Source organism: Streptomyces sp. DH10 (genome assembly GCF_029813805.1).
GTDB classification, from domain to species: Bacteria; Actinomycetota; Actinomycetes; order Streptomycetales; family Streptomycetaceae; genus Streptomyces; species Streptomyces coeruleofuscus.
The window spans coordinates 200,219-223,162 of record NZ_JARVKU010000014.1 but is presented as its reverse complement, the minus strand read 5'-3'; the positions used below and the strand labels follow the sequence as shown (position 1 = coordinate 223,162).

The window sequence follows — 22,944 nt, the reverse complement described above, 5'->3', positions numbered from 1 at the left end:
GCCGGTCACGTTCCTAGATCCAGCTGTGAAGGTTCTGTAGGGACACGCCGCCCCCCATGGTTTCGAAACTGTCGAAACCGTTATGCGCGCGACCCATTGACACTCACACCGCCCCGTCTTTACTGTCACGCCAGCATTTCGAACGTGTGCCGAAATCTCGAACACGTCGAACTGAATGACAGACGGAACTGAGCCGACGAAGCTGCGAGGGAAAACCGCCGTGCGCATCACCGGAATCAGCACACACGTGGTCGGGACGCCGTGGCGCAACCTGACGTACGTCCAGGTGCACACCGACGAGGGCATCACCGGAGTCGGCGAGACCCGGATGCTGGGACACACCGACGCCCTTCTCGGTTACCTGAAGGAGGCCGAGGCCAATCACATTCTCGGCTCCGACCCCTTCGCTGTCGAGGACCTCGTCAAGCGGATGAAGTACGGCGACTACGGCCGTGCGGGCGAGATCGTGATGTCCGGTATCGCCGTGATCGAGATGGCCTGCTGGGACATCAAGGGCAAGGCCCTCGGCGTCCCCGTCTGGCAGCTGCTGGGCGGCAAGGTCACCGACAAGGTCAAGGCGTACGCCAACGGCTGGTACACCACGGAACGCACCCCGGAGGCGTACCACAAGGCGGCCCAGGGGGTCATGGAGCGCGGTTACCGGGCGCTCAAGATCGACCCGTTCGGCACCGGCCACTTCGAGCTGGACCACAAGGAGACCCTGTACGCCGTCTCCCTGATCGAGGCGGTCCGGGACGCCATCGGCCCCGAGGCCGAGCTGATGCTGGAGATGCACGGCCGCTTCTCCCCCGCCACGGCCGTACGCCTGGCCAAGGAGCTGGCGCCGTTCAAGCCGGCGTGGCTGGAGGAGCCGGTGCCGCCGGAGAACCTCAAGGCCCTGGAGAAGGTCGCCGCCAAGGTCGACATGCCGGTCGCCACCGGCGAGCGCATCCACGACCGGATCGAGTTCCGCGAGCTGTTCGAGAGCCAGGCCGTGGACATCATCCAGCCGGACGTCGGCCATATCGGTGGTATCTGGGAGACCCGGAAGCTCGCGGCGACGGCCGAGACCCACTACATGCTGGTGGCCCCTCACAACGTCGGCGGCCCGGTGCTGACCGCCGCCTCGCTCCAGGTCGGCTTCACCTCCCCGAACTTCAAGATCCTCGAGCACTTCAACGACTTCGCGGACGCGGAGATCAAGAAGGTCGTGAAGGGCGCGCCGCAGGTGAACCCGGAGGACGGCTGCTTCCACCTGTCCGACGCCCCGGGTCTCGGCGTGGAGCTGGACGTCGACGCCGCCGCCGAGTTCCCGCAGCAGCAGGCCCGCTTCGACCTGTGGGCGGACGGCTGGGAGCAGCGCAAGCCCAAGGGCAGCCAGTGACCGTCCGGCCCCCGGAAACCCGGAACCGGCAACCGAAAGCTTCGAAACTCCCAGGAGCGACGTGAGCACCGCCGTAGTGATCGACGCCCCGGGCGAGCACCGTCTCGTCCCGCACGAGCCCCGGCAGCCCGAGGCCGGCGAGGCACTCGTCCGTGTCCACGCCTCCGGCATCTGCGGCAGCGACCGCGAGGTCTACCAGGGCAACCGTCCCGAGGGCTACGTGCGCTACCCGCTCACCCCGGGCCACGAGTGGTCCGGGACGGTCGAGGCCGTGGGTGCCGGTGTCCCGGGGTCCCTCGTGGGCCGCAAGGTCGTCGGTGAGGGCTTCCGCAACTGCCAGGTCTGCGACCGCTGCCACGCGGGCGACACGACCCTGTGCACGGCCGGCTACGAGGAGACCGGGTTCACCCAGCCGGGCGCGATGGCGGCCACGCTGACGCTCCCCGCCCGTCTCCTGCACGCCCTCCCGGACGACTGCGACCTCACGGCCGCGGCCCTCCTGGAGCCGGCCGCGTGCATCGCGGCGGCCGCGCTGAAGGGGAACGCCCAGCCCGGCGAGCGCGTCGCCGTGGTCGGCACCGGCACGCTCGGCATGTTCGCCGTGCAGTTCCTCAGGGCGAACTCGCCGGGCGAGCTGCTGGTCGTCGGCACCCGCCGGGACCGGGAGGCGCTGTCGCGGCAGTACGGCGCGACGGACTTCCGGACGAAGGACCAGGAGCTCCCGGACGACTTCGACGTGGTGATCGAGACGGCCGGGTCCGCGGACGCCGCGAGGATCTCCGCCGCCCTGCTCCGGCGCGGCGGCCGGCTGGTCCTGACCGGCATCCCGGCACCGGGGGCCGACGGCCTCGACCCGACCGATCTCGTCGTACGGCAGCTGGAGGTGCACACCGTCTTCGGTGCTCCGCCGGACGCCTGGGCGCACACGGTGCGGGTGTTCGCCGCCGGTCTGCTCGACCCGCTGCCGCTGGTGACGCACGAGCTGCCGCTCTCCGAGTTCCCTCAGGCCATCGAGCTGGTGGGAGCCGGTGATCCGAAGGTGGGCAAGGTATTGCTCCGCCCCTAGACGTACGCCGGTACGGGGGCAACCTGACGGCTCCCGTACCGGCGTACACCCAGCCTTGCCGTACCCAGAGCCGCGAACCTCGTCCGAAATATCGAACCGAAGGACATTCCTGTGACCGACGCTTCCGCCACGGCAGCCCGCAGGCCCGGTGAGCAGGTGCTCACCACACTGGGCCTGAACGCGCCCGCCCCCGACCCCGCCGACACCTCGCCGCACTCTTTCCCCGGCGGCGGCCGCTGGCGCACCGAGATCCCCTCGTGCGAGGGTCCCGAGGCACTGGCGGTGGTCCTGAAGGAGGCCTCGCGGCTGGACGTGCCGATCCACCGGATCAGCCAGGGCAGCGGCGTGTGGATGCTGACCGACGCCGAGATCACCGAGATGGTCGAGTCGACCGGCGAGCGCGACATCGAGCTCTGCCTGTTCACCGGCCCGCGCGGCACGTGGGACATCGGCGGGTCCACGCGCACCGACTCGCGAGGGGGCGGACTGCGCGCCCGCGGCCACGACGCCGTCGCCGGATGTGTCGAAGACGCCGTCCGGGCAACCGAGTTGGGCGTCAAGTGCCTGCTCGTCGCCGACGAGGGCGTGCTGTGGACGCTGCACCGGGCGAGAGCCGCCGGCATCATCCCGGCCGACACGACCCTCAAGGTGAGCGCGCTCATCGGGCCGGTCAACCCGGCGGCGTACGCGGTGTACGAGCGGCTCGGTGCCGACTCGGTCAACGTGCCGAGTGATCTGACGCTCGATCACCTCACCGAGATCCGCCGGGTGTCGGGCGCTCCGATGGACATGTACATCGAGGCCCCGGACGACCTCGGTGGCTACGTCCGGATGTACGAGGTCGCCGAGCTCATCCGCCGCGGCGCACCGCTCTACCTGAAGTTCGGCCTGTCCAAGGCGCCCGGGATCTACCCCTACGGGCACCACATGCGGGAGCTGACCCTGGCCACGGCCAAGGAGCGCGTACGGCGCGGCCGGCTCGCCCTGGACCTTCTGGCCCGCCACGGAGCCGACGGCGACATGGCGCCGCTCGGGTCGCGGCTGCCTGGCGATCTGCAACGGTTCGAAATCTCGTCATAACGTTCCGGCTACTCGCCTTCACAAAAGAAGACACAGCCGACCACAATCCGACACATCTCTTCTCGGTCTTTCCGGCCCGACCCTCCGGAGCGACTTCGCGCCTCCCAGACCGAGCCCTGCACACACATCAAGGATGATGATCATGCGTAACCGCAGAGCCGCCCTCGCCGCCATAGCCGGAGCCGCGTCCCTCGCCCTGACCCTGTCCGCCTGCGGGCAGAACAGCGAGGGCGGCAGCGAGGAGAGCGGGGACAGCGCCAAGGGCGGCACCATCGGCATCGCGATGCCGACCAAGTCCTCCGAGCGCTGGATCGCCGACGGAAACAACGTCAAGAAGGACCTGGAGTCCAAGGGCTACAAGACCCAGCTGGTCTACGGCGAGGACGACCCGGACCAGCAGGTCTCACAGGTCGAGAACCTGATCACCCAGGGCGTCAAGGCGCTGATCATCGCGGCCATCGACAACAAGTCGATGAACAACGTGCTCCAGCAGGCCAAGGACGCCAACATCCCGGTCATCTCCTACGACCGCCTGATCCTCGGCACGCAGAACGTCGACTACTACGCGTCGTTCGACAACGAGAAGGTCGGCGAGCTCCAGGGCACCTACATCGTCGACAAGCTCGGCCTGAAGGACGGCTCCAAGAAGGGCCCCTTCAACATCGAGCTGTTCGCCGGCTCCAACGACGACAACAACACGCGCTACTTCTTCCAGGGCGCGATGAACGTCCTCCAGCCCTACATCAACAAGAAGCAGCTCGTCGTCCGCTCCGGCCAGACCAAGCTCAACCAGGTCACCACCCTGCGCTGGGACGGCGGCACCGCCCAGAAGCGCATGGACGACATCCTGACCTCGGCCTACAAGCGCGAGCGGGTCGACGCGGTCCTCTCCCCCTACGACGGCATCTCCATCGGCATCCTCTCGGCGCTGAAGTCGGACGACTACGGCTCCAAGAGCAAGCCGCTGCCGATCGTCACCGGCCAGGACGCCGAGCTCGCCTCGGTGAAGTCGATCATCGCCAACCAGCAGTCGATGACCGTCTACAAGGACACCCGCCAGCTCGCCAAGGTCGCCTCGAACATGGTCGACGCGCTCCTGAACGACAAGAAGCCCGAGGTCAACGACAGCAAGACCTACGACAACGGCTCGAAGGTCGTCCCGGCCTACCTGCTGGAGCCGGTCGCCGTCGACAAGACCAACTACCAGAAGGAAGTCGTCGACTCCGGCTACATCAAGGCAAGCGACCTCTAAAAACCGCCGGCACACTCTGATTGGAAGGCACGACCATGGCGGGACCCGTCCTGGAAATGCGCTCGATCGTCAAGACCTTTCCCGGCGTCAAGGCGCTGTCGGACGTCACGCTGACCGTCCAGCAGGGCGAGGTCCACGCCATCTGCGGGGAGAACGGCGCCGGTAAGTCGACCCTGATGAAGGTCCTCTCCGGCGTCCACCCGCACGGCACCTACGAGGGGGACATCCTCTTCGAGGGCGAGGTCTGTGAGTTCAAGGACATCCGGGCGAGCGAGCAGCGCGGCATCGTCATCATCCACCAGGAACTGGCGCTGTCGCCGTACCTCTCCCTCGCGGAGAACATCTTCCTCGGCAACGAGCACGCCAAGGGCGGGTTCATCGACTGGAGGGAGACGCTGCGGCACGCCACCGAGCTGCTGCGGCGGGTCGGGCTAAGCGACCACCCCGACACCCGCGTCGCCGACATCGGCGTGGGCAAGCAGCAGCTCGTGGAGATCGCCAAGGCCCTGTCGAAGAAGGTGAAGCTGCTCATCCTGGATGAGCCGACCGCGGCCCTGAACGACGAGGACAGCGACAAGCTCCTGGATCTCATCCTGGAGCTGAAGAAGCAGGGCATCACCTCGATCATCATCTCCCACAAGCTCAACGAGATCCGCAAGGTCGCCGACTCGGTGACGATCCTCCGCGACGGCCAGACCATCGAGACCCTTGATGTGAAGGCCCCGGAGACCACCGAGGACCGGATCATCAGCGGCATGGTCGGCCGCGACCTGGAGCACCGCTTCCCGGAGCGGTCGCCGCACCAGCCCGAGGAGGGCGTGGCGCCCGCCCTGGAGATCCGGGGCTGGACCGTGTTCCACCCGATCGACCAGCAGCGCAAGGTCGTCGACGACGTGTCCCTGACGGTGCGGCGCGGCGAGATCGTCGGCATCGCGGGCCTGATGGGCGCCGGCCGCACCGAGCTCGCGATGAGCGTCTTCGGGCGGACCTACGGCCGGTACGCCGGCGGCTCGGTCCTCAAGGACGGCACGGAGATCCGTACGAAGTCCGTCCCCGAGGCGGTCAAGCACGGGATCGCGTACGTCACCGAGGACCGCAAGCACTACGGCCTCAACCTCATCGACACCATCAACCGCAACATCTCGCTGACCGCCCTGGGCAAGGTCGCCAAGCGCGGTGTGGTCGACGAGCACGAGGAGCGGCAGGTCGCCGAGGGCTTCCGCAAGTCCATGAACATCAAGGCGCCGACCGTCTTCGAGCCGGTGGGCAAGCTGTCCGGCGGCAACCAGCAGAAGGTCGTCCTCAGCAAGTGGATCTTCTCGGGTCCGGACGTGCTGATCCTGGACGAGCCGACGCGCGGGATCGACGTCGGTGCCAAGTACGAGATCTACACGGTCATCGACCAGCTGGCCGCCCAGGGCAAGGCGGTCGTCTTCATCTCCTCCGAGCTGCCCGAACTGCTCGGAATGTGCGACCGCATCTACACGATGGCCGCGGGGCGGCTGACCGGTGAGTTCTCGCGGGCCGAGGCCTCACAGGAATCGCTGATGCGTCAGATGACGAAGGACAAAGAGGTATCCCGATGAGCACGGACGTGACCGCCAAGACGCCGGCCCCCGCGCCGCCCGGCAAGGGAGGGGCGGCCACCGGCGACGGACTCCTGCAACTGGTGCTGGACGGCATGCGCCGCAACATGCGGCAGTACGGCATGCTGATCGCGCTGGGTCTGATCGTGGTGCTGTTCGCCGTGTGGACCGACGGCGACCTGCTGCTGCCGCGCAACGTCTCCAACCTGGTCCTCCAGAACAGCTACATCCTGATCCTCGCGATCGGCATGATGCTGGTCATCATCGCGGGCCACATCGACCTGTCGGTCGGCTCGCTGACGGCGTTCGTCGGGTCGATGGCCGCCGTGTTCATGGTCAAACAGGACATACCCTGGCCCCTGGCCGTGGTGCTGTGTCTGGCGGTGGGCGCGGCCGCGGGTGCCGTCCAAGGGTTCTTCATCGCGTACGGCGGCATACCGTCGTTCATCGTGACCCTGGCGGGCATGCTGATCTTCCGCGGTCTGACCGAGATCTTCCTGGAGGGCCAGACCCTCGGCCCCTTCCCGGAGGGCCTCCAGAAGGCCGCCAACGGCTTCCTGCCCGAGGTCGGCCCGAACACCAACTACCACAACCTCACGCTGCTGCTGGGCTTCGCGATGATCGCTCTGGTGATCTTCCAGGAGGTCCGTGACCGCAGGCGGCAGCAGGAGTTCAACCTGGACGTCCCGCCCGCCAAGCTGTTCCTGCTGAAGCTGGTCGCGATCTCCGCCGCGGTGCTGACGCTGACCATGCTGCTGGCCAGCTACAAGGGCGCCCCGATCGTGCTGCTCGTGCTGGGCGTGCTGCTCGTCGGCTTCGGCTACGTGATGCGCAACGCCATCGTCGGCCGCCACATCTACGCCATCGGCGGCAACCTCCCGGCGGCCAAGCTGTCGGGTGTGAAGGACAAGAAGGTCACCTTCCTGGTCTTCCTGAACATGGGCATGCTCGCGGCCCTGGCGGGTCTGGTCTTCGCCGCCCGCTTCAACGCGGCCTCTCCCAAGGCCGGCCTCAACTTCGAGCTGGAGGCCATCGCGGCCTCGTTCATCGGCGGCGCGTCGATGAGCGGCGGTGTCGGCACCGTCCTCGGCGCGATCATCGGTGGCCTGGTCCTGGGCGTGCTGAACAACGGTATGAACCTCGTCGGCATCGGCACCGACTGGCAGCAGGTCATCAAGGGCCTGGTGCTCCTGGCGGCGGTCGGGTTCGACGTGTGGAACAAGCGCAAGGTCGGTTCGTAAGTCGGACCGGGGCCCCGTCGGAAGGCGGGGCCCGGTTCTTTCCCACGCAGTTTCTCAATGAAGCGGAGCCGCACATGGAACTGAACAGACGCACGGTCATCGCGGGAGCGGCGGCTGCGGGCTTAGGAGCCACCACGCTCGGCGGCACGGCACACGCCACGGGAGGAAGGAAGCCGGTGAAGACGCTCTTCGGCAAGCTCGCCGACGGCACCAAGATATACAGCTGGTCGCTGGAGAACGGCGGCACCCGCCTGAAGGTGCTCTCCTACGGCGGCATCGTCCAGTCGCTGGAGATCCCCGACCGCCGCGGCCGCTACGCCAACGTCTCCGCGGGCTTCGACAACATCGAGGACTACGTCGCCGAGAGCCCGTACTTCGGCGCGCTGATCGGCCGCTACGGCAACCGCATCGGCCAGGGCAAGTTCACCCTCGACGGCAAGAACTACCAGCTCTCCGTCAACGACGGCGAGCAGAGCCTGCACGGCGGCGCCAAGGGCTTCGACAAGCGCGTGTGGGACGTCGAGCCGTTCACCAAGGGCTCCGACGTCGGCCTGCGCCTGTACTACACGAGCGTCGACGGCGAGATGGGCTACCCGGGCACGCTCAAGACGAAGGTGACGTACACGCTCACCAAGCACGGCGAGTGGCGCATCGACTACGCGGCCACCACGGACAAGGCCACCGTCGTCAACCTCACCAGCCACGTCTACTTCAACCTGGCCGGCGAGGGCAGCGGCACGATCGAGGACCACGAGCTCCAGATCGCGGCCTCCCGCTACACACCCACCGACTCGGGCCTGATCCCGACGGGCGAGCTGGCCAAGGTCGCGGGCACCCCCTTCGACTTCCGCAAGGCCAAGCCGATCGGCCGGGACATCCGCGTCTCCCACCCGCAGCTGGTGACCGCCAAGGGCTTCGACCACAACTGGGTCCTCGACAAGGGCATCACCGCCCGCCCCGAGCACGTCGCCACCCTGCGCGACCCGGCCTCCGGCCGCACGATGAAGATCGCCACGAACGAGCCGGGCCTGCAGTTCTACTCCGGCAACTTCCTCGACGGCACGCTGACCGGCCCGTCCGGCCGCACCTACCGGCAGGGCGACGCGCTCTGCCTGGAGACGCAGCACTTCCCGGACTCCCCGAACAAGCCGTCGTTCCCGTCGACCGTGCTGCGGCCCGGGCAGACGTACCGCACGACGACGGTCCACACGTTCGGCTGCTGACCCACTGCCGACCGGCCGCTGACCGTCTTCACAGGTGGCACACAATTTTCTGAGGGAAGCCTCAGTGGTTGAACAGCGTCACCGAAGCCTCCGTATGTAAGGGCGGCCCGCGCTCCCCCGCGCGGGCCGCCCTTAAACGTCGGGTCCGGCCGTCCCCAACGGGCCCGCCCTATACGGAGGTTCCATGGCCGACAACGTCACGTCGCTGTTCCGCAGCACCGCGGCGCACAGCCCGTCGATGGCGGCGTTGACACGTGAGGGCGGCGACGGCGCCGGGCCGGTGGACTTCTGTATCCCGTGCAACCCGTACTTCCCCACCCCGGCCATGTTCGACGACATGTCAGCCAGACTGCGCGACATCATCACGTACTACCCGAGCAGCGCCGACACCATCACGGCCGAGCTGTGCAGCCTGCTCCAGCTGCCGCCGCAGTGCGTGGCGATGGGCAACGGCTCCACCGAGCTCATCACCTGGATCGACCACCTGCTCGTCCGCGAGTCCCTGGCCATCCCCGTCCCCACCTTCGGCCGCTGGACCGACCAGCCCATGGAGACCGGCAAGCGGGTCGACATGTTCCCGCTCCAGGAGTCCAGCGGCTTCGCCCTCGACCTCGCGCAGTACGCCGAGTTCATCCGCGCCCGGGGCACGCGCGTCGCCGTCATCTGCAACCCGAACAACCCCGACGGCGGCTTCCTGCACAAGCACGCCATCGTCCAGTTCATGGACGCGATGGCCGACCTCGACCTGATCGTCATCGACGAGTCGTTCCTGGAGTTCGCGGACGCCGAGGCCGAACCGTCCGTCGTCCAGGAGGCGATGCTGCGGCCCAACGTCATCGTGCTGCGCAGCCTCGGCAAGAACTTCGGCCTGCACGGCATCCGCTTCGGCTATCTGGTCGCCAACCCGGCGCTCGCCGGGCGCGTCCGCTCCATGCTCCCGAAGTGGAACCTCAACTCCTTCGCCGAGCACGTCGTCTTCATGCTCAAGGAGCACGGCTCCGAGTACGCGCAGAGTCTCCAGCAGGTGCGGCGCGACCGCCTCGACATGGCCAGCCAGCTCTCCTCCCTGCCCGGGCTCACGGTCTACCCGTCGCAGGGCAACTTCCTCTTCGTGCGCCTCCCCGTGGGTGCCGAGGGCACCGTGGTCCGGGACCGGATGCTCACCGAGCACCGGATCCTGGTCCGCGAGTGCGGCAACAAGATCGGTTCGTCCAGTCGCTTCCTGCGTCTCGTGGTGCGCCCCCAGGTGGACGTGCGTCGCCTGGTGTCCGGCCTGGAACAGGTGCTCTACGGGACGTCCAGGAGGGGAGCCGCCGTACCCGAGCTGGGCAATGGGACCAGCTACAGCTCGGGTACGGCGGCAGTGGACCGTCTGGTGAGCGAGACGAACGGATCCGGCATGCGGGGCCTTGCCGCTCAGGCCGTCGGTGCGGGGGGCCCGGGGCTATCGGCCCCGGGCACCGGTACCGGCATGCCGATGCCGGCGGCTGCGCAGGTCGGGCAGGTTGGGCAGGTCGGGCCGATGGGTCACGTCGGACAGATGGGGCAGCAGCAGATGCCGCAGGCTGTACCCCAGCCGGTGCCTCAGCCGGTGCCTCAGCCGGTGCCGCAGGCCGTGCCGCAGCCGGCGCCCCAGCCCATGCCGCAGCCGGCGCCGCAGCCCATGGCCGCGCCGTCGCCGCCGCTGGTGCCTGCGGCGCAGGCACCGGTTCCGACCCCGGCCCCCATGCCCACGCCTGTGCCCGTGCCTGCCGCTACCGGGCCCACCCCGCCGGGTGTTCCCGCGCGGGGTGGGTTGACCGCCGCGCAGGTCAGGGGGACGAACGGGCTGTCGCCCGCGCCGGCTACGGGGTGGCCGGGGGCGCAGGCCTGGCCCAACGCGGCGGGAATGGGGCAGGCCGGGTAGCGCCTTCTCGCCGTAGGTGGTGTCCGGGCGCGGCGGGTGCGGGTCCGTTGTGGCTTGTCGCGCCCACGCGGCGGAGCCGCAGATCAAACACGGCCCCGCGCCCCTGGGGACGTCGTACTAAGCCGGGTTCAGCCTCCACTGTTGGCAGGCGTTGCTGAGCCACGACCACTGGCGTACGTCTGCGCTGTCCGCCGTCGAGCAGTCGGCCACGTCGGCCACCTTGCCGGTGGCCTGGTTGGTGATCCGGACGTAGCCGCTGTCGGTGGCTATGAACCGGAATCGCTGGCAGGTGTTGTTCAGCCAGGACCACTGGCGCAGGTCGGCGCCGTCGGCGGTCGAGCAGTCGGCGGTGTCGAGGGCTTTGCCGGTGGCGACGTTCACGAGCCGGTGGGTGTCGTCGCCCAGGTCCTCCAGGCGCCAGCGCTGGTTGGTTCCGCCGTTGCAGGTGTACTGCACGACGTTGGCGCCGTCGGCCGACGAACTGCCCGCGACGTCCAGGCACTTGCCGCTGTTGCGGTTGGAGACGGTGTAGGTCGTGGCGGCGGACGCCGGTTCGCCGGACGGGCCGGGCATGCTCGCCCCGAGCCGGACGGGCGTGCCGAGGTTCGGGGTGCCGTCGGAGTTCCAGGTGAACTTCTGGGCCCGGGCCGTACGGCCGTTGTCGCAGCCCTCGGAGGCGGAGTCGTTGGCGTGGTAGACGATCCAGTTCTCGCGGCCGTCCGGTGAGGTGAAGAAGCCGTTGTGGCCGGGCCCGTACACCCCGTTCGCGTCACTGCGCTGGAAGACGGGCGTGGACTTCTTCGTCCAGGAGGAGGCGGACAGCGGGTTGGAGCCGGTGAGTTCCAGTTGCCCGAGTTTGTAGTCGGGCGTCCAGCAGCCGCTCGCCGAGTAGATCAGGAAGGTCCGGCCGCCGCGTTGCAGCACCTCCGCGCCCTCGTTGACGGTGCCGCCCTGCCGTTCCCAGGCGTGCGTCGGCGTCGAGATCGTCGAGTAGGAGCCGCTGACGGTGTACGGGTTGGACATCGGCGCGATGACGAGGTTCTGCGTCCCGCCCGTGATCGCACTGCCCAGCATGTACAGCCGGCCGCCCACGTTCATCAGGCTCGGGTCCAGCATCCAGGCGGAGTTGAGCTGGCCCTTGTAGGTGTAGGGGCCCATGGGATCGGACCCGGCGCTCTCCAGCACATGGCTGCGCTGCGTGGGGTTGTAGTCGGACACGTTCTGCCCGGCGACGTAGTACAGGTACCAGCGGCCGCCCACGAAGTGCAGCTCCGGTGCCCAGATGTTGCAGCACCGCGAGGCGGCGTCGCCCTTCCACACCTGCACGCTGGGCGCGGTGGCGAGCCCGGCGAGGGTGGCGGACTTGCGGATGGTGATGACGTCGGTCCAACTCGTCGTCACCAGGTAGTAGTTGCCGTCGTGGTACGAGATCCAGGGATCGGCGCCCTTGACGGACTTGACCGGGTTGGCGAACGAGGCGGCGCTCGCGGTGGGCTGGCCGATGCTGAGGGCGAGCAGCAGTGCGGCCAGCAGGGTCAGTAGGCGACGGGCCATCCGCTGCTCCAGTTCAGGAGGTTCACGCCGAGCTTGGGCGTGCCGTTGTCGTTGCCGTCGTAGTAGTGGTAGACGATCAGATCGCCGTCGGCGTCGTTCATGATCGACTGGCCGCCCGGGCCGATGACGCTGCCGTGCGACTCCAGGACGGGCGTACCGCCGTTGTTCCGCAGGTCGACGCCGTTCTTGTCGCGGTACGGCCCCGTGACACTGGACGCGCGGCCGACCTTGACCTTGTACGTCGAGCTGGTGCCGTTGCAGCAGGTGTCGTACGAGGCGAAGAGGTAGTAGTACCCGTTCCGTTTGACGATGAAGGGCGCTTCGACGGCCTTGGTCCCGGTGGGGCGGGAGGCGAGCGAGTACCGGGTGGTGTTGGAGGAGAGCTGCTTCCCGGTGGAGGGGTTGATCTGGATCATCTTGATTCCCGTCCACCAACTTCCGAAGGACAGCCACCACTTGCCGTCGTCGTTCACGAAGAGGTTCGGGTCGATGGCGTTGAAGTCGCTGGAGGAGTTCGACGTGTAGACCGTGCCCTGGTCGGTCCAGCTGCCCGGCCGGCCGGTGCTGGAGGTCGCGAGGCCGATGGCGGAGGTGTTCGAGCCGAACTTCGAGACGGAGTAGTACATCAGGTACTTGCCGCCGTGGTACGAGATGTCCGGCGCCCAGGCCTCCGGCACGGAGGAGTAGTTCCGCCACCAGCCGGGCCTGCTGGAGAAGGCGTCGCCGCCGTTCCGGAAGGCCGTACGGTCACCGGACGTCTTGCTGGCGATGCCGCCGCCGGTGGCGTAGAGCAGGTACTCACCGGACGAGGTGCGGATCATCGACGGGTCGTGCGTGACGATGTCCCCGGTGACCCGGCCGGGGTTGGGGTACGCCGACGCCGCGCTCGGCATCAGGGCGAGCAGTACGGCGGTGGGAAGGGCGAGCAGGGCGGTTCTCTTGCGCAGGATGGAGCGGCTCATACGGTCCTCCTTGCGGTGGGGGTGTCAGTGCCGACCGATGCCTTCGAGATGACCGGCATATCGAACAGCGCTCGCAAGTTCGAACGGAACCTAGAATCGAACCACTTGCGCGTCAATGGTCTGCGCAGCATCAGCACTCGCACCGCCCCGCCGCCCGACCCGCACCTCACCGGACGGGCGTGGCCGCCTACAGGACGCGCAAGGCCTGGACGGCATCACGTTCGCGCCTGGCCAGCGCGTGCAGCACCGCCTGATCGCCGTGCCGGTCGCGGGCGGCCGCGACGAGCACGTCCACCGCGATGGCGAGTGCGGCTTCAGGCGCCTGGCAACGAACACCCACACTCAAGGCCAGGTCATCGAGATGAACCGCCAGTTCGACACAACGGGTCTGGAGATAGCCGTCGAGCAGCATTTCCTCTCCTGGCCGGTGGAGGACGGCCACCCGCCGATCGGCCGGCTCCTCGTCCAGCCGCCGCGCCAGCCGCCGCCACGCAGCCTGCGCCTGCTCAGCCACGACGGCGGGACCGGCTGCGGCCGTCTCCTCGCTCCGCGCCCGCACGCCGACGTTGAGCGCGGAGTCGGGCACGGACGTGCCGACGAGCCTGGCGTAGTAGCGCACCGGGGACACCGGTGCCGCGCCGACCACCTCACCGTCGAGGAACCACTCGACCTGCAGAACGCTGCGCGCGAGGTGACCGGCCAGTCCGCCCACCGACATCCCCGGCAGCACGGACTCGCCTTCCCAGCAGCGCGCCACCTCTTCCGTCGCCAGCAGCTGCACACCCCGTTCGGCGGCCAGTAGGTACGCCTGCCGTATCTCCGTAGTCATGCCGGACATCTTGGCCGCGCGAAGATCACAGCGGACAGGGCTGTCCGCATGGTGAACAGAAAGATCAACATGTGGACTGTCGCTCCGTAAGCTGGTCCCGCTCGTCACCGCCGCCCCCCGAACTCCCACGCATGCACCTCGACCCCGGCATACCGCCCCCGCGTCAGGACACCGCGCGCCGTCTCCCCGTCCGGGGCCCGGACCAGCGCTGCCGTGCCCAGCCAGGCGGAGCCGTCGTCGGACAGCAGGGGGCCGTAGGCGATCAGGTCGTTCGAGTCGGGTGGCGTGTCGAGGTCGGGCGTCGCCGGGGCCGGGCCCAGTCCGAGAACGAGGTAGCGGTTGCCGGTCGTCGGGCCGCCTGGGAAGTCCCCCATGGTGCGGCCCAGGAGGTTGTGCCAGCGGCGCAGCAGGACGCCCCGGTACACGCCCGCCTGGTAGTTGGGCTCGTCGAAGGCGAAGGCACGGGCGCCGGCGGGGTCGGGCAGGTCGAGGATGTGGACGCTGCCGGTGGGCGTTTCGCCGTCATCGGCGAAGGTCGGGCCGCGGGCGATCATCTCGGCCGCGTACTGGTCCATGTAGGACCAGTGCCGCTCCAGCAGCTCGCTGCGCAGCGGCAGTGAGCCGGGACGATCGCGGTGGCAGCAGAAGAACTCCATGCACAAGGACCCTTCCCAAGGTCCGGCAGCAGCTCAAGCGGTTTCTGGCTTGGGTGTCGGCGTAAAGTCGGTCCGGCAGCAGCGCCGGTTCGATTCGGGGGGATCATGACGGCAGTTGACGGGACGCCCGTCGTCTTCGTGCACGGGACGCGGTTCAGCTCGGGGCAGTGGAGTCCCCAACTGGCCGCGCTGCGGGACGAGTTCCCCGTGGCCGCGGTCGATCTGCCGGGGCACGGGTCCCGTTCCGCCGAGGCCTGGAGCCTGAAGGCGGCCGTGGAGGTCATCGCCGACGCCGTGGAGTCGCTCGGGTGCGGGCCGGCCCTGGTCGTGGGGCACTCGCTCGGCGGTTACGCCTCGCTGGAGTTCGCGCGGGTTCGCCCGGAGCGGTTGCGCGGGCTGGTGCTCGCTGGGGCCAGCGCCTCGACTCGTGGGGCGTGGGCGGCGCCGTACCGGTGGGTCGCCGGGCTCGTGCCGCGGCTGCCCGCGGACCGGCTGGCCGAGTGGAACGACTGGTTGCTGCGCAGGACGTATCCGGCCGAGGTGGTCGAGGCCACGATCCGGTCCGGTTACGCCTTTCACGCCCTGCCCGCCGCCTGGGGCGAGGTGCTGGGGCGTTTCGACGCGGGTGCGATGCGTCATGTGGCGGCTCCGGTGCTCATTCTGAACGGCGAGAAGGACAGCGTCTTCCGGTCCGGCGAGGCGGAGTTCGCCCGGGCGCATCCGCGCGCCCGCGTCGAGCTGGTCCCGAGAGCCGGGCATCTGGCGAACTTCGACGATCCGGACGCCTTCAGCGACGCGGTTCGCCGGTTCGCCCGACAGCTGGGCACCAGCACGTGAACGGGGCGGCCCACCGGCCCGGTGGGCCGCCCCTCATCCCGTCAGGACTTCCCCGGGCACTCCTTCCACGCCATGTGGTACACCGTGCTGATGTCCCCGTCCGTCGAGTCCATCGTCATGAAGCTGACCTTGTCGGCCGACTGTGTACCGGCGTTGACCCGGATCTCGGTGTTGATGTTGAAGTTGCGCTGGACACCGCAGGGCGCGTAGACGAGCTGGGCCCAGTCCGTTTCGTCGGTGGCCTGCCAGTTGTCGTTGTACGGGCCGCTGAAGGGGTGGCTCCGGTGCGCCGTGCTCGGGGAGCCCTGGAAGTAGTACGAGGCCCGCTGGGTGGCGCTCGCTCCGCGCTGGAGTGAGGCGAAGCCCCGGTAGTCGGCGCTGGCGATGGCGTACGTGAAGCCCTGAGGCACGTGGACGATCAGGCTGAGCTGGCAGTTCTTGCGGAACGCGGTCGGGTCGGAGCCTCCGCCGGCCTGAGCGAGGTAGTCGCTGTAGGTCACCGTGAAGGCCGTGTTGTCCTCGGAGACGGCGACCGCCGCCGTGCCCTGCGGACAGCCGGAGCCGTTCACCGTGGCGACCTTGATGACGATCTTGTCCGGGGGCGGGTCGACGAACCCGGAGGACGGGGATTGTGCGGGGAGTGCGCTGGTGAGGAGCGCGGCGATCGCGCCGCTCAGAAGCAGGCCACCGGCCATGGTTCTCCCATCCGTTCGTGGGGGGTGGAGCGTGGAGTGGACATGGGCATGTCAAGACGACAGCGCATGCGCACCCGGCCTGTGACCATTCCATGGAGGAGCTGTGAAGGCCGGGAGCGGTCGCATCGTACGCAGGGCGGGAGGGGTCGGCCAGGGCGGTCTCCGGCCATTCACAGTGGCGGGATCACACCAGGGGAAGGGGTGCGCGGCCCGTCCGCACGGGGCCCGTCCGCACCAGCGGTACCGGCGGGCGCATAAGGTGCGTTATTCAGTGCGTCAGACCAGGACACCCCGAGGACGCGATGAGGATCACCCACCGGCTCCCCCGTGGACGCGGCCCGTCACGGGTCCTCCCGAGCCGCGGCCCGTCACGGGTTCTCCCAGGCCGCCGGTTCCGCCGCCAGCCGCTCCACCGGCTCGGGCAGCGCGCCGGCCGCGAGGTCGGCGATCGTCACGCCCTCCAGGATCCTGCGCACATTGGCCCGCAGGGCGATCCACAGCGGCAGCAGCGGCTCGGCGGTACCGGTGTAGGCGAGGCCGGTCGGGCGTTCGCCGCGTACCGAGACGATCGGGCCGTCCACGGCCCGGATCACGTCCGCGACCGTGATCTCCGCGGCCTCCCGGGCCAGCCGGTAGCCGCCGCCCCCGCCGCGCCGGCTGCCGACGACACCGCCGCGCCGCAGATCGCCGAGGATCCCCTCCAGGAACTTGTGGGGGATGTCCTGCGCGGTGGCGACGGCCTCCGCCTTCACCGGCCCCTCGCCCTGCCGGACGGCCAGCTCCACGACCGCTCGTACCGCGTAGTCCGCACGTGCCGAGATCCTCATACGGCCATTGTCGCGGTCGGCCTGTGGACAATGACGCACCAGCACCACGTAAGCACCACGTACGGCACGGCAGCACAACAGGAGGCGCTCCCTTGGAGCTCAGCAGGCGTACCTTCCACGCTCTCGCCGGCACGGCCGCGCTCGGCTTCGCGCTGACCGGCAGCGGGTCGCCGACCTCCGCCAACACGGCACGGAGCGTACCCACGGGCCCGCCGCCACCGGTGCCGGGCGCGGACGGCCGGCGGCACGAGGTCGGCTTCGACCGGTACTCGCTGCTGGTCGACGGCCGCCGCCTGGTGCTCTGGTCGGGCGAGATGCACCCCTTCCGGCTGCCGAGCCCGTCCCTGTGGCGGGACGTGCTGGAGAAGATGCGTGCCCACGGCTACAACGCGGTCAGCGTGTACGTCGCCTGGAACTACCACTCCCCCGCCCCCGGCCGGTACGACTTCACCGGTGTGCGCGACCTGGACCTGTTCCTGCGGATGGCCGCCGAGACCGGTCTGTACGTGATCCTGCGGCCCGGCCCGTACATCAACGCGGAGGTCGACGCCGGCGGCTTCCCCGGCTGGCTGACCGCGACCGAGGGCACGGCCCGGACCTCCGACCCGACGTATCTGCGGTACGTCGACGAGTGGCTGTCCGCCGTCAACGCCATCGTCGCCAAGCGCCTGTTCACCCGGGGCACGGGCACGGTCCTGCTGTACCAGATCGAGAACGAGTACGACGCCCACGTCGACGAGCCGGCCGGGCGCGCCTACATGTCGTACCTGTACGAGAAGGTCCGCGCCGACGGCATCGACGTGCCGCTGTTCCACAACGACAAGGGGCGCAACGGCGCTTGGGCGCCGGGGTCGTTCGGCACGGGCGGGGAGAAGGGGCGCTGGCTGTACGGGTTCGACGGATACCCGGAGCCGGACGAGGTGCCGCCCGACTGGGGTCACTTCGGGACCGGCGGGGCGAAGGGCGGGGCCACGGCCAGTCCGCGCACGCCCGGGTTCGTGCCCGAGTTCGGCGGGGGCTGGTTCGACCCGTGGGGCGGGTCCTGGTTCGACGGCAAGGGGTACGCGGAGTCGCGCCGGACCCGGGACGCGGCGTACGAGCGGCGCTTCTACCTCACCAACCTCGCCAACGGCATCACGCTGCACAACGTCTACATGACGTACGGCGGCACCTCCTGGGGCTGGCTGCCCGCGCCGGCCGTCTACACGTCGTACGACTACGGCGCGGCCTTCGACGAGGCCCGCAACGCCACCCCGAAGCTCGCCCCCATGCACCAGATCGGGCAGTTGCTGCGGTACGTGCCGGACCTCGCCAGGCTGAACCGGGCGAAGGCGGTGCGCGCCACCGACGAGCGGATCAAGGTCTACCACCTGGCCAACCCCGACACCGGCGCCCACTTCTACGTCCTGCGCAACGACTCCGGCGAGGCGGTCACCTCGACGCTGCCGGACGCCGGGATCGACGTGCCGGTGACGGTCCCGGCTCGGGACGCCAAGCTGATCGCCGCCGGGCTGAAGCTCGGGAAGCGGACGCTGGTGCACGCCACCGTGCAGCCCATGCTGAGCCTGACCGCCGGGCGCCAGGAGATCGCGGTGTTCGCGGGCCGGCGGGGCGATCTGGCGCAGGTCGTCCTGGACTGCGCGGACGAGCCGACGCCGATGCGGCTGGACGCGGAGCCCGCGTGGTCCTGGAACCTCGGCAAGCTCAACGTCACCGCTCCGCTCGGCGCCGGCGGGCTGAGCCGGGTGCGGGTCGAGGGCGACGGCGTGGACACGACGATGCTGCTGCTGTTCGCCGACGACGCGACGGCCCTGCGGCTGTGGCCGTACGAGACGCCGTCCGGTCCGCTCCTGGTCTACGGCCCGGCCCTGCTGCGGTCGGCCGAGCTGCGCGGCTCCACCGTCCACCTCACCGGCGACACCACCGCGCAGACCGGCCTGGAGGTGTGGGGGCCGCGCGGGATCACCCATGTCACGTGGAACGGACGTCCGGTGCCCACCCGGATCAGCGCCTCCGGCAGTCTGCTCGCGCTGCGGCCGCTGCCCGGCGTGGCCCGGCCGGTGCTGCCCGCCCTAGACGGCTGGCGGCGGAGGACCGAGAACCCGGAGGCCGAGCCCGGCTTCGACGACTCCGGCTGGACGGCGGCCGACAAGAAGACGTCGTTCAGCACGACGCCCGTGCCGGACGGGCAGCCCGTGCTGTTCGCCGACGACTACGGCTTCCACTACGGCGACGTCTGGTACCGGGGCGAATGGACCGGGGAGGGCGGCATCGAGTCGGTCTCCCTCGACTACAGCACGGGCACGCAGGGTCTGCTGATGGCCTGGCTGGACGGTGTGCCGCTGGGCACGCACCGAATGCCGGTGCCGGACAAGGACCGGGCACGGCAGGGGACGTGGACCGCGAAGGCCGCCTTCGCCCTGCCCGAGGAGCTGCGGAAGCGGTTCCGTGAGGACCGCGGCGGGAGCGGCGACCGGCACGTCCTGTCCGTGCTCGTCCGGCGGATGCAGCACGACATGGACGGCAAGGCGCTCGACACGCACAAGGCCGCGCGCGGGCTGACCGCCGTCACCTTCGAGGGCGCCTCCCCCGAGGTGACCTGGCGGATCCAGGGCGCCGCCGCCTCCGACCCGGTGCGCGGGCCGATGAACAACGGCGGGCTGTACGGGGAGCGCGAGGGCTGGCATCTGCCGGAGTACGACGACGGGGACTGGAAGGACGCCGGACTGCCGCGTGCCGACCGGCGGCAGGGCGTCACCTGGTACCGGACGGACTTCCGGCTGGACGTCGACCCGGGCGTCGACGCCTCCGTCGGGCTCGTCCTCGACGACGACGACCCGGAGCGGGCCTACCGCGTCCAGATCTTCCTCAACGGCTGGAACATGGGCCAGTACATCAACGACGTAGGGCCGCAGCACACGTTCGTGCTGCCGAACGGGGTCCTGCGCACACGTGGTGCCAACACACTGGCGCTGGCGGTGCTGTCGGACGGGACCACACCGGCGGGGCCGGGGCAGGTGCGGCTGACGCTGCTGGGGGCCGCCGCCGGAGGGGTGCCGGTCACACCGGTGTGACCGGATCGAGCCGTCCCCGTGCATTGCCTTCTCCGGCAGGCTGGGCCACCGTTTGGCCTTTCAGGGCTGCCGACAGGGAGGGGAACCCTCGTGCGAAGACGGCGTTTCATCGGTGGGTTAGGCGGAGTGGTCGGGGCCGGGCTCGGGCTCGCCTCGATGCGGGGCGGGGCGGCCTGGGCGGCTCCCGGTCTCCTGGGTGAGGCCCGCGAGTGGCAGGCCGTCGCCGCCCCGGAGGCCGGCCCGGCCGCGCAGTTGCTCGATGTGGCGGCCGCGGGCCCGGACCTCGCCTGGGCCGTGGGCGAGGAGGGCCGCAGCGGCAGCGCCCGGGGAACGGCGCTGGCGCTCGTGTGGGACGGCACGGCCTGGCAGCGCACCGACCCCGGCTTCAGCGGCTATCTCGGCTCCGTCGCCGCCGCGTCCGACGGCCGCGCCTGGGCCGTCGGCACCGACACCTCCGGCACCGCCCGGCTGCTCGCCGGGGACGGACCGGCGTGGCGGGAGGCGGACTTCCCCGGGCGCGGGGCGCCCGGCACGTCCCTCGCCGCCGTCACGACCGGCCCCCGGGGTCACGTCTGGGTCTCCGGCCGGAACAGCGACGGCTCGGTGCTGCTGCACGGCCACCGGGGCAAGTGGACCTGGCTGGAGGCACCCCCGGCCACGACCAGCATCCCGCCCTACGGCATCCACCGCGCGCCCTGCGGCGACGTCTGGGTCTACGGCAGCGAGCTCGTCGCCCGCTGGGACGGGGCGGCCTGGACCATGCTGCCGGCGCCCGGCGGGATCCGTGCCGGCCTCACCGGGCTGCTCCCGGTCGCCCGCGACGACATCTGGATGACCGGCTACGAGTACGGCATCGGCGGCCCGCCCGGCAAACCCCCCGCCGTCCGGCTGCTGCACGGGGACGGCACCGGCTGGGAGTACCTCAAGGCACCGTTCGGCGTGGGAGTGCTGACCGGCATCGTGGGCGACGCCCAGGGGCGGCCCGACCGTATCTCCGGGTGGGACTTCTGGGACCAGACCCGGGCCCACTACCTGCGCTGGGACGGCACGGCGTGGGTGAGCGAGCGGGGGCCGGTGGCCACGACCCCCGTCGTCATGAACGCCCTTGCGACGGTGCCCGGCTCGGACGGCTACTGGGCGGTCGGCACCACCTCGCCCCCGCCGTCCCCGACCGCCCAGCCGCGCATCGAACGCTGACGCGTCGGACCGGCCGTCACGCCAGCCGGATCACGTTCCAGGACAGCGGTTCCAGGACGGCGCTCAGCGTGCCGTCCTGGAGGGCCGTGCCGTCGACCGCGTGCGGGGCGACCCGCTCGGGGTCGTCGAGGGTGTTGCGGGCGTCCGGGTCGGCGTCGGCGAGGGCGCTGTGCTCGACGACCGACGACAGGTCGAGGCCGTTCAGCGCCACCTCCAGCGGCAGCGGCTCGGTGCGGCCGCGGTTCACCGCGAAGACCGTGACCGTGCCGTCCTCGGCGCGTACGGCGGTGGCGTGCAGCAGGTCCGTCTCGCCGAACTTCCTCGTCTCGTACGTCGGCGAGTCCACGCGGACGTCGAGGACCTGGCCGCGGCCGTACCGGGCGGCCTGGGCGAAGGGGAAGAACGTCGTCTGCCGCCAGGCCGGGCCGCCCGGCTCGGTCATGATCGGCGCGATGACGTTGACGAGCTGGGCGAGGCAGGCGACCGTGACGCGGTCGGCGTGCCGGAGCAGGGCGATGAGGAGCGAGCCGAAGACGACGGCGTCGGTGACGCTGTAGTTGTCCTCCAGGAGGCGGGGGGCCTCGGGCCAGTCGTCCTGCTCGAAGGTCTTCGCGCGGGCCTCCCACTCGGGCAGGTACCAGACGTTCCACTCGTCGAAGGAGAGATTGATCCGCTTCTTCGACTTGAGCTTCGCGCCCACGTGGTCGGCGGTCGCGACGACGTTGTCGATGAAGGACTCCATGTCGACGGCGGAGGCCAGGAAGGAGTCGATGTCGCCGTTCTCGGGCCAGTAGTAGGCGTGCAGGGAGATGTAGTCGACGAGGTCGTACGTCTCCTGAAGGACGGTCGCCTCCCACTCGGCGAACGTCGGCATGGACTGGCTGGAGGAACCGCAGGCGACGAGTTCGACGCCGGGGTCCATCTGGCGCATGGCCCGGGCCGTCTCGGCGGCGACCCGGCCGTACTCCTCGGCGGTCTTGTGGCCGGTCTGCCAGGGGCCGTCCATCTCGTTGCCGAGGCACCACAGCCTGATGCCGAAGGGGTCCTTGTCTCCGTGGCCGGCACGGAGGTCGGACAGGGCGGTGCCCTCGGTGTGGTTGGCGTACTCCTGGAGTTCCAGGGCTTCCGCGACGCCTCGGGTGCCGAGGTTGACGGCCATCATGGGTTCGGCCTGAGGGCCGATCTTGCGGAGGAAGTCGATGTACTCGGAGAGGCCGAAGCGGTTGGACTCCGTCGAGTGCCAGGCGAGATCGAGGCGGCGGGGGCGTTCTTCGGCCGGGCCGACCGAGTCCTCCCACTTGTAGCCGGAGACGAAGTTGCCGCCGGGGTAGCGGACGGCGGTGACGCCGAGTTCGCGGACGAGGTTCAGGACGTCCTGGCGGAGGCCCTTACCGTCGGCTGTGGGGTGGTCGGGTTCGAAGATGCCGGTGTAGACGCAGCGGCCGAGGTGTTCCACGAAGCTGCCGAAGAGGCGGGGGTTTACTTCGCCGATCGTGAAGGCGGGGTCGAGGGTGAAGCGGGCCTTGTGCATTTTCGCCTTTCGGAGTGGGTGGTTCGTTTCGTGGGCGGCTGCGG

The 22,944-nt window shown here is 69.8% G+C and carries 18 protein-coding genes; 11 read left to right on the top strand and 7 right to left on the bottom strand.

The features are described 5' to 3' along the window. Window positions 1-220: 220 nt before the first annotated feature. From QC385_RS27505 to QC385_RS27470, 8 genes are all read left to right on the top strand, one after another. Complete coding sequence (locus QC385_RS27505; RefSeq protein ID WP_279544060.1) at window positions 221-1,384, top strand: mandelate racemase/muconate lactonizing enzyme family protein; 1,164 nt, start codon at window positions 221-223, stop codon at window positions 1,382-1,384. A gap of 61 nt (window positions 1,385-1,445) precedes the next feature. Further along, a complete protein-coding gene (locus tag QC385_RS27500; RefSeq protein ID WP_279544059.1) occupies window positions 1,446-2,450 on the top strand; it encodes a zinc-dependent alcohol dehydrogenase in 1,005 nt (334 codons plus the stop codon). 111 nt (window positions 2,451-2,561) lie between these two features. Continuing rightward, window positions 2,562-3,530: a hypothetical protein gene (locus QC385_RS27495; protein WP_279544058.1), complete on the top strand. Its 969-nt coding sequence runs from the start codon at window positions 2,562-2,564 to the stop codon at window positions 3,528-3,530. A gap of 142 nt (window positions 3,531-3,672) precedes the next feature. Then, window positions 3,673-4,782: a multiple monosaccharide ABC transporter substrate-binding protein gene (gene chvE / locus QC385_RS27490; protein ID WP_443033008.1), complete on the top strand. Its 1,110-nt coding sequence runs from the start codon at window positions 3,673-3,675 to the stop codon at window positions 4,780-4,782. A 35-nt stretch (window positions 4,783-4,817) separates the two neighbouring features. Further along, window positions 4,818-6,368 (top strand): multiple monosaccharide ABC transporter ATP-binding protein, encoded by a 1,551-nt coding sequence (gene mmsA / locus QC385_RS27485; protein WP_279544056.1) that lies wholly within the window; start codon window positions 4,818-4,820, stop codon window positions 6,366-6,368. Then, window positions 6,365-7,609: a multiple monosaccharide ABC transporter permease gene (mmsB, locus tag QC385_RS27480; RefSeq protein WP_279544055.1), complete on the top strand. Its 1,245-nt coding sequence runs from the start codon at window positions 6,365-6,367 to the stop codon at window positions 7,607-7,609. The genes mmsA and mmsB overlap by 4 nt, the downstream gene beginning before the upstream one ends. 74 nt (window positions 7,610-7,683) lie before the next feature. Then, the gene (locus QC385_RS27475) at window positions 7,684-8,832 is read left to right on the top strand and encodes an aldose epimerase family protein (RefSeq protein WP_279544054.1); all 1,149 of its coding nucleotides are present in this window, start codon (window positions 7,684-7,686) and stop codon (window positions 8,830-8,832) included. Between the two features lie 184 nt (window positions 8,833-9,016). Further along, complete coding sequence (locus QC385_RS27470; RefSeq protein WP_279544053.1) at window positions 9,017-10,738, top strand: aminotransferase class I/II-fold pyridoxal phosphate-dependent enzyme; 1,722 nt, start codon at window positions 9,017-9,019, stop codon at window positions 10,736-10,738. 117 nt (window positions 10,739-10,855) lie between these two features. On the opposite strand, the gene QC385_RS27465 is transcribed toward QC385_RS27470, so the two are convergent. The 4 genes from QC385_RS27465 to QC385_RS27450 form a co-directional block, all read right to left on the bottom strand. Beyond that, entirely contained in the window at window positions 10,856-12,292 is a 1,437-nt protein-coding gene (locus QC385_RS27465; protein ID WP_279544052.1) for a family 43 glycosylhydrolase, read from the bottom strand. Further along, complete coding sequence (locus QC385_RS27460; protein WP_279544050.1) at window positions 12,274-13,254, bottom strand: arabinan endo-1,5-alpha-L-arabinosidase; 981 nt, start codon at window positions 13,252-13,254, stop codon at window positions 12,274-12,276. The genes QC385_RS27465 and QC385_RS27460 overlap by 19 nt, the downstream gene beginning before the upstream one ends. 187 nt (window positions 13,255-13,441) lie before the next feature. Beyond that, complete coding sequence (locus QC385_RS27455) at window positions 13,442-14,083, bottom strand: maleylpyruvate isomerase N-terminal domain-containing protein (protein ID WP_279544049.1); 642 nt, start codon at window positions 14,081-14,083, stop codon at window positions 13,442-13,444. Window positions 14,084-14,187: 104 nt separating this feature from the next. After that, entirely contained in the window at window positions 14,188-14,739 is a 552-nt protein-coding gene (locus QC385_RS27450) for a YciI family protein (protein WP_279544048.1), read from the bottom strand. Window positions 14,740-14,844: 105 nt separating this feature from the next. On the opposite strand from QC385_RS27450, the gene QC385_RS27445 reads away from it, so the two are divergent. Then, window positions 14,845-15,576 carry an alpha/beta fold hydrolase gene (locus QC385_RS27445; RefSeq protein WP_279544047.1) on the top strand — a complete coding sequence of 244 codons (732 nt, stop codon included), beginning with the start codon at window positions 14,845-14,847 and terminating at the stop codon, window positions 15,574-15,576. 41 nt (window positions 15,577-15,617) lie between these two features. Here QC385_RS27445 and QC385_RS27440 read toward each other — a convergent pair whose 3' ends face one another. Together QC385_RS27440 and QC385_RS27435 are read right to left on the bottom strand one after the other, a co-directional pair. Then, on the bottom strand, window positions 15,618-16,271 hold the full coding sequence (locus tag QC385_RS27440) for a DUF4360 domain-containing protein (protein WP_279544046.1): 654 nt from the start codon (window positions 16,269-16,271) through the stop codon (window positions 15,618-15,620). Window positions 16,272-16,639: 368 nt separating this feature from the next. Further along, a complete protein-coding gene (locus QC385_RS27435) occupies window positions 16,640-17,098 on the bottom strand; it encodes an RrF2 family transcriptional regulator (RefSeq protein ID WP_279544045.1) in 459 nt (152 codons plus the stop codon). Between the two features lie 92 nt (window positions 17,099-17,190). On the opposite strand from QC385_RS27435, the gene QC385_RS27430 reads away from it, so the two are divergent. After that, entirely contained in the window at window positions 17,191-20,172 is a 2,982-nt protein-coding gene (locus QC385_RS27430; RefSeq protein ID WP_279544044.1) for a glycoside hydrolase family 35 protein, read from the top strand. 90 nt (window positions 20,173-20,262) lie between these two features. Next, entirely contained in the window at window positions 20,263-21,369 is a 1,107-nt protein-coding gene (locus tag QC385_RS27425; protein ID WP_279544043.1) for a hypothetical protein, read from the top strand. A gap of 16 nt (window positions 21,370-21,385) precedes the next feature. On the opposite strand, the gene arfA is transcribed toward QC385_RS27425, so the two are convergent. Further along, window positions 21,386-22,900 (bottom strand): arabinosylfuranosidase ArfA, encoded by a 1,515-nt coding sequence (arfA, locus tag QC385_RS27420; RefSeq protein WP_279544042.1) that lies wholly within the window; start codon window positions 22,898-22,900, stop codon window positions 21,386-21,388. Window positions 22,901-22,944: the final 44 nt, after the last annotated feature.